This is a genomic window from Novosphingobium sediminicola (assembly GCF_014196525.1).
Taxonomy (GTDB): Bacteria; Pseudomonadota; Alphaproteobacteria; order Sphingomonadales; family Sphingomonadaceae; genus Novosphingobium; species Novosphingobium sediminicola.
In genome coordinates, this window is sequence record NZ_JACIDX010000002.1 from 221,256 (window position 1) to 237,321 (window position 16,066).

The following is a 16,066-nucleotide window of genomic DNA, read 5'->3' on the forward strand; positions in this document are numbered from 1 at the left end:
GATTTTGATAAATACCCCGCCCGGCGGCGGGGATAGATAAAGATTTGGGTGAGGGATGGGAAATAGGTTGGTCGCTCCATGGGGGGCGGCCTTATCGGTTATGGGTTTTGCGATGCCTGCCCATGCACAGGTCGCCCGCTTTTCCATTCCGGCGCAACCGATTGCTTCGGCGCTGGTGCAACTTGGCCGCGCCGCCCATGTCCAGATCGTCGCGCCCGAACGGATGATCGCGGGCAAGAATGCGCCCGCCATCGAAGGCGAGATGAGCCTGCAACAGGCCTTCGAGCGGCTGCTTTCCGGCTCCGGCCTGACGTTCCGCCAGATTTCGCCGGCAACCTATATCATCACCATCGACACCCGCCCCATTCCAGCCGCGCTGCGACCGCCAAAACCGACCCCGCCCCAGCCGCAGGAAACCCGCCGACGCCCGTCGCCCGTCCCCTTGCCGCCCCGGGTCGACGATTCCGCCATTCTGGTCACCGGATCGCGCCTCATCACCAATGGCAACACCATGCCCACCCCGGTCACCGTGGTGACCAGCACGGAATTGCTGGCCTCTGATCCGTCCAGCATCATTGCGGGCATGTACGAGCTTCCCGCCCTGCTCGGTTCGATCACATCGAGCAGCAATATCAGCACTGGCGGGCTGAGCGCGATCAACCTGCGCGGCATCGGGGTCACGCGGGCGCTGCTGATGGTGGATGGCAAAAGGGCCGGACCAGCCTCGGGCGACAATACGGTCAACCCCGATGTCATCCCGCAAATCCTGCTCAAACGGGTCGACGTGGTGACGGGGGGTGTTTCGGCCATCTATGGATCGGATGCGGTGGCGGGCGTGGTCAATTTCATCACCGACACCCATTTTCGCGGGGTAAAGGCCCATTTGCAGCGGGGCCTCTCGCAATATGGCGATGACAGCAAATTCGACATAGGCGCGGCATGGGGCGGCGATTTCGCGGGGGACCGGGGACATATTGTCGCGGGCATCCAATGGCGCGATTCCGAAGGGATCAGCAACCGCAACCGGCGGCCCTTGCTGTCCGAAGCACTCTGGTCCGAACAGGGATCGGTGCCGGGCGGCGGAACGCCGGGCACAGCGGGCAACCCTTATCAGTTGGTGCGCGGGGCGGTGCTGGGCACGGCCTCCTATGGCGGGCTGATCAATTCGGGGCCGCTGGCCGGTCTGCAATTCAACAGCACCGGGCAACTCATCCCCTTTGCGCATGGCGCCGCCACCGGCACGCCGGGCATCGAGATCGGCGGCGATGGCGCCCATTTCGTCAATGGCTCGCTCAGCCCTGCGCAGGATCTGCAAAGCGGATATGGCCGCGCGGAACTTGCCCTTTCGCCCCGGCTCATGCTGTATGCCAGCCTGTCCGTATCGCGCTTTCACCAGACCTATACCGGACAGAACCCATTCCTGAACGGGCTGGCCGTCGGCTATGCCAATCCATTTCTGGCCAGCATCCAACCCGAATATCAGGGCATCATCGCCGCCCAGCCCACCGGGGCCAGCATGCGCATCGGCAAGATCGCCACCGACCTGCCCAATTACCATTTCGGTTTTGATGAGAGCTATGGCCAGACCGCGCTGGGCGCGAAGGGGGAATTGGGGCGCATGCGGTGGAGCGTGGATTACACGCGATCGGATTCGCGCATGACCACGACCAATTACAACAATATCAACACGGGCCGCTTGCTTGCCGCGCTTGATGCGGTCGACGATGGCCGTGGCGCAGCGGTGTGCCGGGCGGCCCTGCTCAACCCGGGGGCCTATGGCGGCTGCGTGCCGCTCAACATCTTTGGCACCGCCTCGGCCAGCGAGGCCGCCGTCCAATATATCGAACAGGCCACCCACGCCACCACCCGCGTCGGCATGGACGATCTGAGCGCCACGGTGAAGGGCACGCTGGGCCATTCCGGGGCGGGGCCGGTCGAACTGGCCGTGAACGGCGAATGGCGGCGGGTGCATTACCGCGTGGGCAGCGATGCTTCGGGCAATGAAAAGGTCGATTGCACCGGCATTGCCTATAACTGCTTTTCCGGCGCTGCGCCCTATATGGGCGGGGCCAATTCGGTGCGCGAACCGGTCAGCCAGATTGTGGCCGAAACAGCCGCCGAACTCGATCTGCCGCTGATGGCCTCATCGCGTCTGGGCCAGGTTTTCGGGCTTAATCTGGCGGGGCGGTTCACCCATTACAACACCAGCGGCGATGCGCTGACATGGAAGATCTCGGCCCGTTGGCAGGTGAGCCGGGATCTGCGCCTGCGCATGAACCGATCACGCGATATTCGCGCGCCCAGCCTTGCCGACCTGTTTGCCCCCGGCACCTATTACCGCAAGAATTTCATCGACACCCACACCAACACATCCGGCTTTGTCACCTTCATCACGCAGGGCAATCCCGATCTGAAACCGGAACGCGCCGACACATGGACGCTGGGGGCGGTCTATACGCCGCGTTTCGCACCGGGGCTTAGCGTGGCGGTGGATTATTACAACATCGCCATCGGCAATGCGATTGCACAGGTCGATGGCTATCAACCCTCGGTCAGCGCGCTTTGCGATGCATCAGGCGGAGCGGCCTCGATATGCTCGCTGATCCTGCGCCCGCTGCCCTATGCCGATACATCCGCAGCCAATTTCCCCACGCAATTGCTGTCCGAGGCGCTCAATGTCGCGCGGGCGCGGGCATGGGGCGTCGATCTGGAGCTGAACTATGTCGCCAGCATCCGCACCATGCCCGTCTCGCTGCGGTTTCTGGCCAATTGGCAGCCCCATGTGATCTTTGACAATGGGCCGGGGGGCTGGGTCGATGTGGGCGGGGCGGCCGATGGCATGCCGGGCCTGCCGCCCCTGCCCTCGGTCAAGCTGTTGGCCAGCCTCAGCCTTGAGCCGTGGCGCGGCACCTCGCTGCGGTTGCGCCAGCGCTGGCGCAGCGCCTTGCGCCAGAACGGCAATCCGGCATTGCATTTCGTCGACGTAAATGTGGCCCCCATCGGCTATACCGACATCACCGTATCGCGCCAGCTATCGTCCAATTTCAACATCTTCCTTAATGTGAAAAATCTGTTCGACGCCGCCCCGCCGCCCTTTGCCAGTTCGGGCGGTTCGGCCCAGATGAACTATCTGGGCGGCTTTGCGCAGGGCGACGACATTGTGGGCCGCTATTTCACGCTGGGCATCCGCCTGCGCAATTAGGAGCGGGTCGAGATGACCGGTATGCCCTTCTCACCCGCGCGATAGGCGGGTTGATTATTCGGCGCGATCAGCGATGCGGCCGGCTGAGGAAAGGTCTGGGGCAGGCGCAGCGTGGAGCGGGCCACGCCATAGCTGGCCGCATCCTTGACCGGCCCCTTGCCATCATAGCGCGCCACATCGGGAAAGACAGGAACCGGGCGCGAAAAAAGCGCAGGTTTGCCCTCGGGCGCATAGGGCAGCGCAGGCCCCGCCTGCGGCCCGCCGCCGCCCATCGGGCCGCTCTCCACCGCATCGGCCAAAATTCTGTCAGGCGCCTTGCCCCCCTCCACCCATGCCATCAGCGGACTGAGCAGGTCGATCTGCGTCGCCCCTTCGCCGCCCACGCAATGCGCCATACCCGGAAACAGGAAAAAGCGCATGACCTCATCGGCCGCCACCTTGCCCATGGCCTGCTGCACGCCCTGATAATAGGCGATGGAAATGGCGGGCTGCACCGTCACGTCCTGCGCCCCATGCCACAGAATCAGCCGCCCCCCGCGCGCCCGGAACGGGGCCAGATCGGTGTTGGCCGCGTTGAACAGTCCGGCGGCAGGCAGCAGCCTGTCATACCAGCCTTGCGTATAGGCAAATTCACTGTCGAGCTGGCTCGCAGGCTTCATGCTGTCGGCATCAAACAACAGGCGACGCAGGGCAAAACCTTCCTTCGTCTCGCGATCACCAAATTGCGTGGCTGTGGACAATTTCCACGATTTCTCCGACCCCAGCGGCCAGCCCGAAATCTCGAAATAATGCCCCTGCCCATCCGATGGCCCCGCATAGAGCCGCTCGACCACACCGACCTCCTCGGCCGTCAGACAGGCGGCGGGATCGGCGCCCTTGCCGCATTCGACCCATGCACGCTGGAAATGGCAGGCGGTGGGCTGTTGCAACGTGCCGTCAATCACCCCGGACACGGCCGCGCAATGGCGCATCACCGCATCATGCAGCAGCCCCAGACGCCCCGCCGCCAGAATGCGCGAACCATCGGCGCGGCGGTTCACATGGTCCTCCCACGGGTGGTAAAAGGCATTGTGGATGCTGTCGATGGCCACCGGCGCGCCCGCGCTCACCCCGTCGAAATCATCGGGATAGCGCTGCGCCTCCATCAGCGCCTGACGCCCGCCTTCCGAACAGCCCATGAAATAGGAATAGCGCGGCGCCTGACCATAATAGGCCCGGATCAAGGCCTTGGCCACCAGCGCGGTCTGATGATTGCCGCGATAGGCATAATCGATCCGCATCTGGGCATTGTCGGTCCATGCCGCATCGCCCATGCCCGAGGAAGCCACCGAACGCGCCGATGCCACCGCCATCTCGCCATTGAGCGCAGGCGCGCAGTCCCCCGCCTGCGACGGCGTCTGGCGCCCCATCGCATTTTCCAGCAGACGCTGCGTCCATCGCTCCATGGGCAGCGAGACGGTAAAGGCAATGGCCGGATCGACGGTGCCTTCGACGCGGCAATAGCGGCCCTTTTCCGTCTCCACCTCCGTGGCCGAGGTGATCCGGGCGGGCGCATCGGTCACGCCCTCCAGTCCCAGATGCGCCAGTTGCCCGCAAGCGGACACCGGCCTGACCACCGTCAGAGTTTTGGGCGCGCCCGGCCCCAAACCCGGCCCTGGTCCAGACTGGGCCATGCCCTGTCCGGCCAGAGCGAGAGAAGCGCAAAGCGCCCCGATGGATATGCGCTTCATGGCTTTTCTCCTCAACTCTTCTGGGCCACGCAGGCAAAACTGGCGACATCATCAGGGCCGCCCTTGCCGGTATAATGCGCCACCTTGGGATAGGCGCAGACCGGGTGCAGCCTTTCCTGCGCCTGCCCGTCCGGCCCGGTCTGTTTATAGCTGACCGTGATGGTCTGGGGCGCGATGCCTTGTTCAACCCATTTGACCAGCGGCTCCATCTGATCGAATGGATTGCCGCAATGGCCCTTGGCCGGGATCATGAACAGGCGGATGCCATCGACCGCCTTGGCCCCATTGGCGGCCAGCGCGTCCTGATACAGTTTGATGGCAATCAGCGGGCTGATCGCAGAATCGTCCCATCCGTGATAGGTCAGGATCTTGCCCCCGCGCGCAAAGAGCGCCGCAAGCCGCTCCGGCTCCACCGCATTCATCCGGCCCCGGCCCAATTCATCGGCGCGGGCGGTGTCCTTGTCGAAATCAAAGCTGTGATAATCCCACGAAGGGTCGTTGAAGAGCATGCGAAAGGTGATCGGCGCCGAAGTATCGGGGGTCTTGCCCGCGATTGGGCCGGGCAACAGGCGCGCACCCAGCGGATAGCCGGGATAGAGTTGCTCGCCGGTTCTTGGATTGCGGCTGCCCTGCGTAATGGCGGTGAGTGCGGCCAGTTGCGGCGCGGTCAGGCAAATTTCGGCATCGCCCGCCTTGCACAGCAGCTTTTTGGGATCAAAACCGCAAGCCAGCGGATTTTCCACCAAACCATCGGCCAAACCGTCCTTGGCGTCGCAGGCTTTCAGCACCGTATCATGGATCATCTGCCACTTGGGCGCGGGGATGAAACTCTCGGGGGTCTTGTTCAGGGCCTGAGTGATATAGATCGAATTGGCCTGAAGCCGCGTCATCGGATTGGCCGGATCGCCGATGGCCAGACCGTCGAAATCATCGGGGAAATATTGCGCCGCCATCCAGCCCTGACGCCCGCCGGTGCTGCATGAATTCCAATAGGTGAAACGCAGGGCCGCCCCGGCCATCGCGGCAAGGATCTGCTTGGCCGCCACCACCGTTTCATGCACCGCGCGGGTCTGCCAATCGGTGGCCTTTTCCGGGTGGCCGACCCAGAAATCGCCATTATGATCATTGGTATGGCCGGTGTTGCCGGCCACCACGGCATAGCCTTTGGCAAGGCCGATGGCCAGATCGCCATATTGGATATTGGCCGAATAGGCGCCATTGCCCAGCATTTGCAGGCGGTTGTTCCAGCCATCGAGCGGAACCCAGAGTTCGACGCGAATGTCGGAATCGGGCGATGGAAACAGCCGCGCCTCCACCCGGCAGAAAGAGGGCAGATCGCGGAATGCTGCCGGATTGCCCCCCGCCCCTGCGGGCGGGACAAAGCCGCCCTTGGCCACGATCACGCCGGAGAGGATCTCGCCTTTGGGCAGCGCGGATTTGACCGCCACATCGCAAGAAGTGGCCGCATGGGCGCTGGTGGCCATCCCCAACGACAGCAGACTGGCGGCCAACAGCCGGTTCAAAACCTTCACGACATTTCTCCCCCAATCAGGCCCGCATCAGGGCGGCCAGTTTTCGCACATTATCAAGGCGTTCGAGCGCCCAAACAGTATCGACCAAACGTTGCGAGGCCGAGCGCCCCAGCACCGGCACGATCAGATCCATCACCTTGGCCTCCACCGCCTGCGCCGAGAGCGGGTTTTCCGGCGTGCCCGAGGGAAAGCGCGTGTGATGGCGCAGCACCGTGCCGTCCTTCAGCGTGATTTCGACAATCGCCCCGCGCGGAGCTGCCGGGTCCATCAGGCTTTCATCGCCCACCACCTTCACCCGCGCGCGGATGGCCAGAACGGTGGGGTCTTTCATCAATGCCGCATCATGGGCATCGACAAAGGACACACCCCCGCGCAGCAGCGCCACCGAGACCAGATGCGGGCAATTGACATCGGGCATCGCGCTTTGCCCGACGATCCCCACCGCATCGCTGGGCAGATGGACCAGCACCGCCGCGATCCTTTCCGCGCTCAACCCATGTTCCCGCCGCAGCGTCAGCAGCGCGTCAAGCGCGGACTGGTTGGGATAGCCCACGGTATAGGTCTTGATGGCGGAACGGGTGATGAAGAAGTCCTGCCCCAACCCCGCCACCATCGCGGCCGGATCGGGCCGCGCCGAAAGCGCACGAAGAAGATTATGCGTGCCGTCCAGCACATCATGCACCCCCGTCAGCCCGGCCTCGACCATGGTGACCGCCATCACGCCATTGCGCGCGCCCATCCCTGCAAAGTCGAAGGCCTTTTCAATGTGATCCTCATCATCGACCCAGCTCCACAGGCCAGAAACCTGCTGCGCGCCATAGGACAGGGCATAGCGCATCCCCGTTTCGTCCAGCGGGGCAAGGATCGCGCTGCCCAGCGCGCAATAGGTCGAGGATGTGCCCTCGGCGCTGCGATGCCCGGCGCGCACGCTGTCCGGCCCCAGCGCCATCAGCAACCGGCACCCCAGGTCATAGCCCAGCACCACCGCGCGGATCAGGTCCATGCCGCTGGCGCCGTTCTTTTCGCCTATGGCCAGCGCGGCGGGGACGGCGGAGCAGCCCGGATGCGCCTTGGTGACAGGTTCGAAATCGTCGGTTTCATCGGCATGGGCGCACATGGCATTGGCCAGCGCCGCGTTGACCGCGCTGGTGCGAAAAGAGGAGGCTGCTACCCCCGCCTCGCCCTTTCCGCCCAGGCCCTGGACATAGCGCAGGGCGGCAAGGCCGGGGCGCATCCGCGCGCCCGAAATCATCGCGCCCAGCGTGTCGAGGATCCGATGCCGCGCCGCCTCCATCACCGCCGGCGGCAGAACCGCAGCGCGCGAGGCGACCATATGGCGGGCCAGAATGCCGGTAATGTCCGAACGCTCCGCCGCCAGCGCCCCGCCCAGAGGCAGCGCCGCCAGAGCGCCCAGAGCCGCGCGCCTGTCCAGCCGCATCATGCCGCTTCCCCCAAATAGGGCGCGCGGCGGGGCAGGCGCCAGCTTACGAAAAACACCATCACCATCATCGCGCTGACATACCAATAGAACGCGCCTTCATGGCCGATGCTCTTGGCAAAGAGCGCGGCATATTCCGCCGTCCCGCCAAAGATCGCATTGGCCAGCGCATAGGCGAACCCCACCCCCAGCGCGCGTACCTGCGTCGGGAACAGCTCGGCCTTGATGATGCCCGAAATCGAGGTGTAAAAGCTGATCACAACCAGCGCGAGAGTGATCAGGACGCCCGCCTGAAACGGACCATCGGCCCGGTGCAGCGCGCCCACCAGCGGCACCGTCATCACCGCGCCGCCAATGGCAAAGATCAGCATATTGGCCCGCCGCCCGATCCGATCAGAGAGCCCCCCCATCACCGGTTGCAAGCACATGAAGATGAACAGGCAGACCGTCATCACCTCGCTGGCCGCGCCGATCGCCATGCCTGCGGAATTGACGAGGAATTTCTGCATATAGGTGGTGAACGTATAGAAGATCAGCGAGCCGCCCGCCGTAAAGCCCAGCACCGAGAGGAAGGCTGCCGGATGCTGGCGCAGCAGCGCGATCAGGCTGCCCGCCTCGCTGTCCTGCCTGTCATGAGCCGAGGTGGTTTCACGCAGCCGCATCCGCGCGGCCAGCGCCGCCAGAGCGGCCAGAGCGCCCAGAATGAAGGGCACCCGCCAGCCCCATTCCTGCAACGCCGCCTCGGGCAGGCTGTGTTGCAGGATGACCACCACCAGCGAGGCCGCCAATTGCCCACCGATCAGCGTGACATATTGAAAGGAGGAGAGAAACCCGCGCCTTCCTTCCGTCGCCACTTCGCTCATATAGGTGGCCGCCGTGCCATATTCGCCGCCCAGCGCAAAACCCTGCACCAACCGCGCCAGCATCAACAGGCCCGGCGCCCAGACGCCAATCGTCGCATAAGTGGGCAACAGCGCAATCACCATCGACCCCACGCACATGGTCAGCACCGAAGCCACCAGCGCCGCGCGCCGCCCCCGCCGATCGGCAAGACGCCCGAATACCCAGCCGCCGATGGGCCGCATCAGGAAACCGGCGGCAAACACGCCCGCCGTGTTGAGCAATTGCCCGGTGGCGTCAGCCTTGGGAAAGAACAAAGGCGCGAAATAGACCGAGCAGAAGGCATAGACATAGAAATCGAACCATTCGACCAGATTGCCGCTGGATGCCGCAATGATCGCGCCGATGCCGGATGCCCGCGACGGTTCGACGGGTTGTGAAGAAGGCACAGGGATCCTCCGTGATTTCAAGGGTTACGCGGCGCAGGGGCGCCGCCGGACAGCGTGACCCCCGCCCCCATCGCGCGCCCCTTTTCCGGTTCGGGCAGCAGCAGGGTGACGATGCTCTGCGTCTGATCGCTCTCGTTCAGATTGTTATGCGCCACGCCCACGGGCAGCACGACCAGCGTGTTGGCGGGCGCCTTGTAATGGCTCATGCCATATTGCACGCTCATCTCGCCCTTGCGGACGAAATAGACCTGATCGAAGGGGTGGAGATGCGTCTCGGTCCGCCCGCCGCCCGGCAGCATATCATTGAGCCGCTCCAGCACATGGGGCGATCCGGTGGCGCGTGAGGCCAGAATGCGTTCGTTGAGCGAAGCATGGCCTGTGCCGCCTGCCAGTTCGCCCAGCGGCGGCGCGGCGCGGACATATTGGGCCGCCCCATCCACATGATAGGCCGCAGCAGGCCGGATCAACCCGGCCAGATCGCGCGCGGGGGCGGGCGTGATGACTTCCAGCACATCGGCCTGCTCGCCGACCTCGTTCCAGATACGATGCGGAACGCCCGCTGGCAGCAACGCCAGCGTCTCGGGCTTCAGCGTAAAGCGCTCATTGCCGATTTCCACCCGCGCCGTGCCTTTCAGCACCAGATAGGTGTGGTCCACCGGCAGGGCGATGCTGCCCTGCGCGGCGGCGTGGGGGGCAAGGCGGGTATAGACGACAAAGGCGCTTTCCAGCCCATTGCCCGGACCGGCGAGAATCTCGCTGGAGGCCCGGCCCTTGAAGGGGGCCAGATCGACCCCGCGCAGAGGCCCGCGCGCAGCACTCAAATGAAATGGCCCGGCAGGCGAGAGGGATGCCTGCCGGGCCTGCGCCACACCGGCCAGAGCGACAAGAAATACGCAAGGGGGAAGAAACCACTTCACGAGACAATTCCTTTGCCCTTGGTGCGTCCGGCGGGCGGCGCGATACAGGTGAAACTGGCAGCATCGTTCTTGTCGCCGCTGCCGCGATAACTGGCCACGGCGGGATAGGCGCAGATCGGGCGGGTCATATCGGGCGCAGCATTCGCCCCGCCGCCATTGGGGTTTCCGGGGCCGGGCGCGCCGCCCGCCAGATGCGCGCCGATCACGCGCTTGGGCTCCACCCCGCGTTCGACCCAGTTTTCAAGGGCGGAGAGCAGATCATGCTCGCCATCGGTCGGCATGCCCGGCGCAGGGCCGGACTGGCCGATGTTCCATGGCCCGTCGCCCCCGCTGCAATGGCCAAGGCCGGGCACCATGAAGAGGTGATAATAGCTGTCCACCAGCGCCTCTGCCTTGGCCGGGGTCAGCTTGCGGCGTTTGACGATGCTTTCGATCAGGCTTTTGCGGAACTTCACTGCCTCCATCGGCGGGATATTGGGATCGTCCCAGCCGTGATACTGGATCACCTTGCCCCCCGCCCCGGCAAAGGCGTCGAGGTCACGGTTGCGCGTGTTCCAGCTGGCGTCCAGCGTCTCGCCGCCCACCATCGCGGTGCGCAATTTGGTTACGTCGCGGTCGAAATCGAAGGACTGGTATTTCTGGCCCTCCAAATAATCCGGGTCGCCATAGGCCATGTCCATCATGAAGCCGGCCCATGGACGATCCGCCTTGGCCGGGTTGGTCTTGCCGGTGAAATAGCGGTCCCATGTCAGCTCGCTGCCCGGCATGATCCCGGCCAGATGCTCCTCGCCATTGCGCGAGTTACGCGGGCCAAGATAGATCGCGCGGACAATCGCCACCTGACGCGGGCTAAGGCAGGTGACGCCCTCGCCCGCCTTGCAGGCCAGCGCCTCGACCCGGAAATGGCATAGGCGCGGATCGGTCAGGAAACGATCCCCGGCCAACCCGCCGCTGGCGGCCACGCATTGCTTCAGAACTTCCTCGTGGATCGCGCTGACCTGCGCCGGTTTGAGCGCATCGGCGGGATATTTCAGCGAGGCCTGCAACGTGTTCCACATCGCGCCCAGTTCCTGCCCCACATGATCGGGCGTGGCATTGCCGATCACATAGCCGTCGAAATCGGACTGATAACGCAGCAATTCGGTCAGGCCTTGAATGCCCCCCGCCGAACAGCCGGTGTAATAGGCATGGTCCGCAGGCCGACCGTAAAAGGCGGCAAGGATGGTTTTCGAGGCCAGCACGCTCAGATGCTCGGCGCGATAGGCATAATCGACCACCTTTGCCCCGTGCCCGCGCGCCCAACTTGAATCCTCGCTGGCCCCCGGTCTGTTGGTATGGCCAAGATCACTGGTCATGGTGGCATAGCCGCGTTTGACACCCCCCAAGGCCCCGCGATGGTTGAGAAAGCCGAAGAAGCCGCCATTGCCCACCGCCTGAAACTTGCCGTTCCACGCCCGTTCCAGCGGCAGCCAGACTTCGAACTTGATTTGGCTGTCGGGAGTGGGCGTTAACGTCCCCGTAACGCGGCAGAAGGGCGCGGCGCTTTCCTTGGCCAAAGCGGGCGAGACGGCGTCGAGCGAGGTGACGCTCTGAGTGGCGGTGATCGCGCCATCGGCCAGTTTCACCCCCGCCAGATCCTCGCAGGATGCGGCATGGGCGATGCCGGGCGCACCCAGCATCAGTCCGGCAAGCGCCGCGCGGCGCAAGGCGCGGCTCACTTCCTGCCTCCCACGGGATTGGCTGCGGCTTCCAGCGCCTTCAATTGCTCCGCGCTGCGGAACTGAAACCGCACCACTTTGTTCGACTGATCGCAAGGCACCCAGATCTCGTTACTGTAGCGGTCATAGCTCATATGGCGCGAGGCGCAGCCGTGGCTGGGGATCGGGAACATCGTCCATTCCCCACTGGTGGGGTTGAAGCGGAAGGCGGCATTGGCCATTCCGCTGTCGGTCCACACATTATGGTCGCGATCCACCGTCGTCTTATAGGGATGGGTGTGGATCGGCAGCTTGTGCCATGTGATCTTGTGCGTGTTGATGTCGATACCGGCGATGGAATCCTGCGCCCACATCGGCACCCATACCTTGTCGCCGTTCTTGTCGGCGGCAAGGCGGCGCGGCATGTTCATATAGGGCAGCGGCGAGGCCGAATTGATCGCCCATGTGCCCCCGCCGATGGAATCATACCATGTCAGATCCTCGCGCGTCATCAGGCCACGGCGGGTCTCATACTCCGGGTCCTGCATGTCGAATTCGGTGACCTTGCCGGTCTTGGCATCGCGCATCGCCACCTTGTCGACATAGCTTTCCGACCACCAGATATTGTCATGCGCATCGACCGAAATGCCATAGGTCGTGCCATCGCCGACCGTGTTCTGCTGGTAATAGTGCCATCCCGGATAGGCGACATCCTTGCGCCCCAGTTCGGCCGGGTCGAACACCACCGTGCCATAGCGGGCATTGGTGACGCCGCGCCCCTTGGAATCGACATCGGTGGAATTGCCCATGCCCCCCATCACATCGGGCTTGCGCCAGCCTTCGAACGCATCACTGCGCGGGTTGAGGCGGACGATATAAGGGCCGCCATGCATCCAGATATTGTCATTGCCGTCGGCCTCGGCGATCTGTTCAAAAAACAGCATCTGATTGTTGGCGCCGCGCACGGTGATATGCTGCATCGCGCCGGTTTTGGGGTTCAGCTTGACCACCGAGCGATTGGTTTCAAAGGTTTCGCGCGCCTGGGTGATCCATGCCTGACCGTTCACGTCGGCGATCACGTCATGGATGCCCACCTGTCCATGCATGCCCACCGATGGCCCAAGCGCCCATTCCTGCCCGGTATACCAACTGGGGTCATTGGCGGTTTCCTTCAGCGGCAATTCGTATTCCGTTACCATCGCGCGGGCCGCATCGCCGGCGGGGCGCGGCAAGGGCTTGGGCAGCAATTTCGAAGTGGGCCCGCGCACCTCGGCCAGATAATGGGCCAGTTCATCGCGGTGGCGGCGGATGATCTGCCCTTCCCAGCGCAATTGCGCGGCATTCAGATCGCCCGGTCGATGGCCCTGATAAAAGGCGTTTTCCATCGATTTGACGATGATGTTCCAGCCCTTTTCGTCGAACCGATTTTGCAGCACGACATCAAGGCTGTGGCATCCGGTGCAGGCCACATACATGATCTGCTTGATCCGTTTATGCGCGGCGCTGTCATCCGGCAGGCCGTTGAACCATTCATAGCCGTTGAGCTGCAACCCATAGTCAGCCAGCGGTTTCAGGCTGAGCGCCTGCGTCCCGGTATGTTCGCCATCAAGCGCAAGTTCTGCCCGTGCCGCTGAAAAGCCCACCGCCTGCGCCATCACGCGATATTGCCCGGCGTCCAGATGCGGGAAGAGATAGACCCCGCGCTCGTCAGTATGGACGCTGGTGCCAAAGGTCTGCTTGACGTTGCGCAGCGTCACCGTCACGCCCGCCATCGGCTTGCCCCCGGCGTCGCGGATGACGCCCATCAGGCCGGGCGCCTCGACCTTCGACATTTGCGCATGGACGCTGGCCACGGTCAGCGCCGCCGCCCCGACCAGAACGGCGCGGGCGATTTTGCGGATTGTGTGCATTGGCTGGTTCGCTCCCATGGTCAGTCCACCGATCCTTGAGCGCCCTGAACGGGTTTGGCGCCCGGCAGTCGGCCTGCCAGCTGGTCCTCGGTGGGCTGGGCATTGGCGGGGATGGTTTTGACATAGGCGATCACGTCATCCATCTGCGCCGGGCTGAGCGTATATTGGAACGAGGGCATGTTTTCCGTTCCCATCGTCAGGAATTGACGTAAGCCCGCATCGCCAAGGCCCGAGGTGATCTCCGGCGCAAGGAAGGGGCCGACCGTATGATACGAAGGTTGACCCACGCCATCATGGCAATAGGCACAGCGTTGCAGCCAGATCGTGCGACCGCGATAGACATTGGCGGGAATGGCCTCGTCCGCGGCCAGTTTCGCCGTATCATAGGGGCGCGTTTCCACCTTGATCGGGTTTTTCTCCGGAGCGCCCCCTTCCTGCGCCTGCGCCGCCAATCCGATCATCAACGCGCCCAGCATCACGCCGCGCACCGCCCATTTTGCCCGCCTCTGCGCCATATGCCTCAATCCGCCTTGGGGAATTTGATGTCGAGATAGGTGACGAAACCATCCACCCCGACCCAGCGATGCGAGACGCCCGCCGGGATCAGGATGATGTCGCCCGCCTTCACATGCTGACGATAGCCGCCCTCGACATCGGTGCCCGCCAGATCGCCGGGGGCGGGCTTGCGCGGGGCGGGCTGGGGCGTTTGGGGATCGAGGAACAGATCCTTGTGGGTTGCCGAATCATGGCCGGTGATGCCCGTGATCGTGCCGCCGGTTTCCAGAATGCCGCTGCCCTCGCGCACGACGAAAAGCTCGCTCCATGTGCCATGGGCATGGGGGCCTTCGGGCTTGGTCATGCGAATGAAGGCGGTGGAATGGGTGCTGGCATTGATCAGCCGCTTGCTGAAAGCCTTGGGCTGGCCATTGGCCTCGACCACGCCGTCGGCAATCGCCTTCATCTGATCCAGCGTGATATAGACGCCCTTGTCGCGCGGCTCCTTGGGCGGGCCGGAAGGCGCCTGTTGCGCAAAAGCGGGAGCGGCCAGCGCCAGCAGGGCGAGGCAAGGCAAATCCTTCTTGATAATCATGGTGGAAATCCCGTCTCAGAGCTTGAACAGGCGGTGCAGATTGCCGCGCAGAATGAGATCGCGGTCGCTCTCGGCAAAATTCGCCTGATCGATCAGCGAGTGCGGCTGTTCGATCATCACGCCGGGCGAATACATATTGTCGGTGCCCAGCACGACGCGATCCGGCCCGACCATCTCGACCATGAAGCGCAGGGATTCGGGCCAATAGGTCAGCGTGTCGAAATAGAAGCGGCGGAAATATTCATAGACCGCCTTGGGATATTTGCCCCCGCCCCGGTTTTCCAGACGCCCGCCGACATAGGGCAAGGCCCCGCCGCCCGTGGTGGCGATGAAGTCAATGTCGGGATATTTGTCGAGCGTGCCCGAGGAAATCAGCTTGGTCATGCAGACCGCGACCTCCAGCGAATTGCCCAGCGAATTGGTCAGGCCCGGAAAGCGATTGGCCGCCTCATTGCCGCCCGGCGCCACGCCCGATGCCGCATCGGCCAGTCGCTTGCCACCAAACCAGTTGGCCTCGCCGTCAAGCGGATGGAGCAGGATCGGCAGGCGCAATTCCTGCGCGCGGGCAAAGATCGGCTGAAACGCAGGCTCGAACATGAAATCGCGCCCGGCCAGCGACGTGGGCAGATGGAGGCAAACCATCCCCGGTTGCCCCGCCACACGGTTCAATTCCGCCAACGAACCAACCGGATCGGAGCAATTGACCTCGATCCCGCCGATGAAGCTGCTGGGATAGGCTTTATGCGCGGCAATGGCGGCATCGTTCGAGACGCGCGCGATCATCGCTCCCTGTTCGGGCGTCACCCAGACCCACGGACGAAAACCGCCCAGCGTCAGCAGCGACATCTGGATGCCCAGCTTTTCCTGCCCGGCCTTGCGATGGTCCAGATCGTGGTTGATCGGCGGCAGGAAATCGGGCTGGCCCAAATCGGCCTTGGCCTTGAGATAGGCCGGGGGCGCCCAATGGCTGTGTACGTCAATCGAAATCGGCCCGGTCGGCCGCTGGGGCCTGGTCCACAGCTTGGGGCTGGCATGTTCGGCAAAACTTTTGCCCAGCAGCGGAGCCGCGCCCTTGGCCTGTGCATGGGTCTGAGCCCCGCCCAGCAAACCACCCGCCGAAGCAAGCGCGCCGGCTTTCATGAAATTGCGCCGTGTCGGCTCCATCATCTTCTCCCTGTCCCGTTGTTTGAAAAGGACTGCCTCAGTTTGAGTGCGCAAAGCGGCGCGATCCTTCCCCAGCTGGCAAAAAATATCGGGGAAG

At 63.8% G+C, this 16,066-nt stretch carries 11 protein-coding genes; 1 reads left to right on the forward strand and 10 read right to left on the reverse strand.

Annotation, left to right across the window (positions count from 1 at the left end; translation table 11 throughout):
- Positions 1-112: 112 nt before the first annotated feature.
- A complete protein-coding gene (locus tag GGR38_RS03515; protein ID WP_183622700.1) occupies positions 113-3,202 on the forward strand; it encodes a TonB-dependent receptor in 3,090 nt (1,029 codons plus the stop codon).
- Here the strand turns inward: GGR38_RS03515 and GGR38_RS03520 are convergent.
- Genes GGR38_RS03520 through GGR38_RS03565 form a run of 10 tightly spaced genes read right to left on the reverse strand, consistent with a single transcriptional unit; the run spans position 3,199 to position 15,972 of the window.
- Complete coding sequence (locus GGR38_RS03520; RefSeq protein WP_183622702.1) at positions 3,199-4,932, reverse strand: tannase/feruloyl esterase family alpha/beta hydrolase; 1,734 nt, start codon at positions 4,930-4,932, stop codon at positions 3,199-3,201. The two genes, GGR38_RS03515 and GGR38_RS03520, sit on opposite strands and share 4 nt — an antisense overlap.
- Positions 4,933-4,943: 11 nt before the next feature.
- On the reverse strand, positions 4,944-6,464 hold the full coding sequence (locus tag GGR38_RS03525) for a tannase/feruloyl esterase family alpha/beta hydrolase (protein WP_183622704.1): 1,521 nt from the start codon (positions 6,462-6,464) through the stop codon (positions 4,944-4,946).
- A gap of 16 nt (positions 6,465-6,480) precedes the next feature.
- Positions 6,481-7,905: an MmgE/PrpD family protein gene (locus GGR38_RS03530; RefSeq protein WP_183622706.1), complete on the reverse strand. Its 1,425-nt coding sequence runs from the start codon at positions 7,903-7,905 to the stop codon at positions 6,481-6,483.
- Positions 7,902-9,191, reverse strand: coding sequence for an MFS family transporter (locus tag GGR38_RS03535; protein ID WP_343058971.1), 1,290 nt, complete (start codon positions 9,189-9,191; stop codon positions 7,902-7,904). Before GGR38_RS03535 ends, GGR38_RS03530 begins: the two co-directional genes overlap by 4 nt.
- A 17-nt stretch (positions 9,192-9,208) precedes the next feature.
- Positions 9,209-10,108 carry a cupin domain-containing protein gene (locus GGR38_RS03540; protein ID WP_183622708.1) on the reverse strand — a complete coding sequence of 300 codons (900 nt, stop codon included), beginning with the start codon at positions 10,106-10,108 and terminating at the stop codon, positions 9,209-9,211.
- Positions 10,105-11,826, reverse strand: a complete 1,722-nt coding sequence (locus tag GGR38_RS03545; RefSeq protein ID WP_183622710.1) for a tannase/feruloyl esterase family alpha/beta hydrolase — start codon at positions 11,824-11,826, stop codon at positions 10,105-10,107. Before GGR38_RS03545 ends, GGR38_RS03540 begins: the two co-directional genes overlap by 4 nt.
- Positions 11,823-13,715, reverse strand: a complete 1,893-nt coding sequence (locus tag GGR38_RS03550; protein ID WP_183622712.1) for a carboxypeptidase regulatory-like domain-containing protein — start codon at positions 13,713-13,715, stop codon at positions 11,823-11,825. Before GGR38_RS03550 ends, GGR38_RS03545 begins: the two co-directional genes overlap by 4 nt.
- Before the next feature lie 20 nt (positions 13,716-13,735).
- The gene (locus tag GGR38_RS03555; protein ID WP_183622714.1) at positions 13,736-14,230 is read right to left on the reverse strand and encodes a c-type cytochrome; all 495 of its coding nucleotides are present in this window, start codon (positions 14,228-14,230) and stop codon (positions 13,736-13,738) included.
- A gap of 5 nt (positions 14,231-14,235) precedes the next feature.
- A complete protein-coding gene (locus GGR38_RS03560; protein WP_183622716.1) occupies positions 14,236-14,805 on the reverse strand; it encodes a hypothetical protein in 570 nt (189 codons plus the stop codon).
- A 15-nt stretch (positions 14,806-14,820) separates the two neighbouring features.
- Complete coding sequence (locus tag GGR38_RS03565; RefSeq protein ID WP_183623023.1) at positions 14,821-15,972, reverse strand: amidohydrolase family protein; 1,152 nt, start codon at positions 15,970-15,972, stop codon at positions 14,821-14,823.
- Positions 15,973-16,066: the final 94 nt, after the last annotated feature.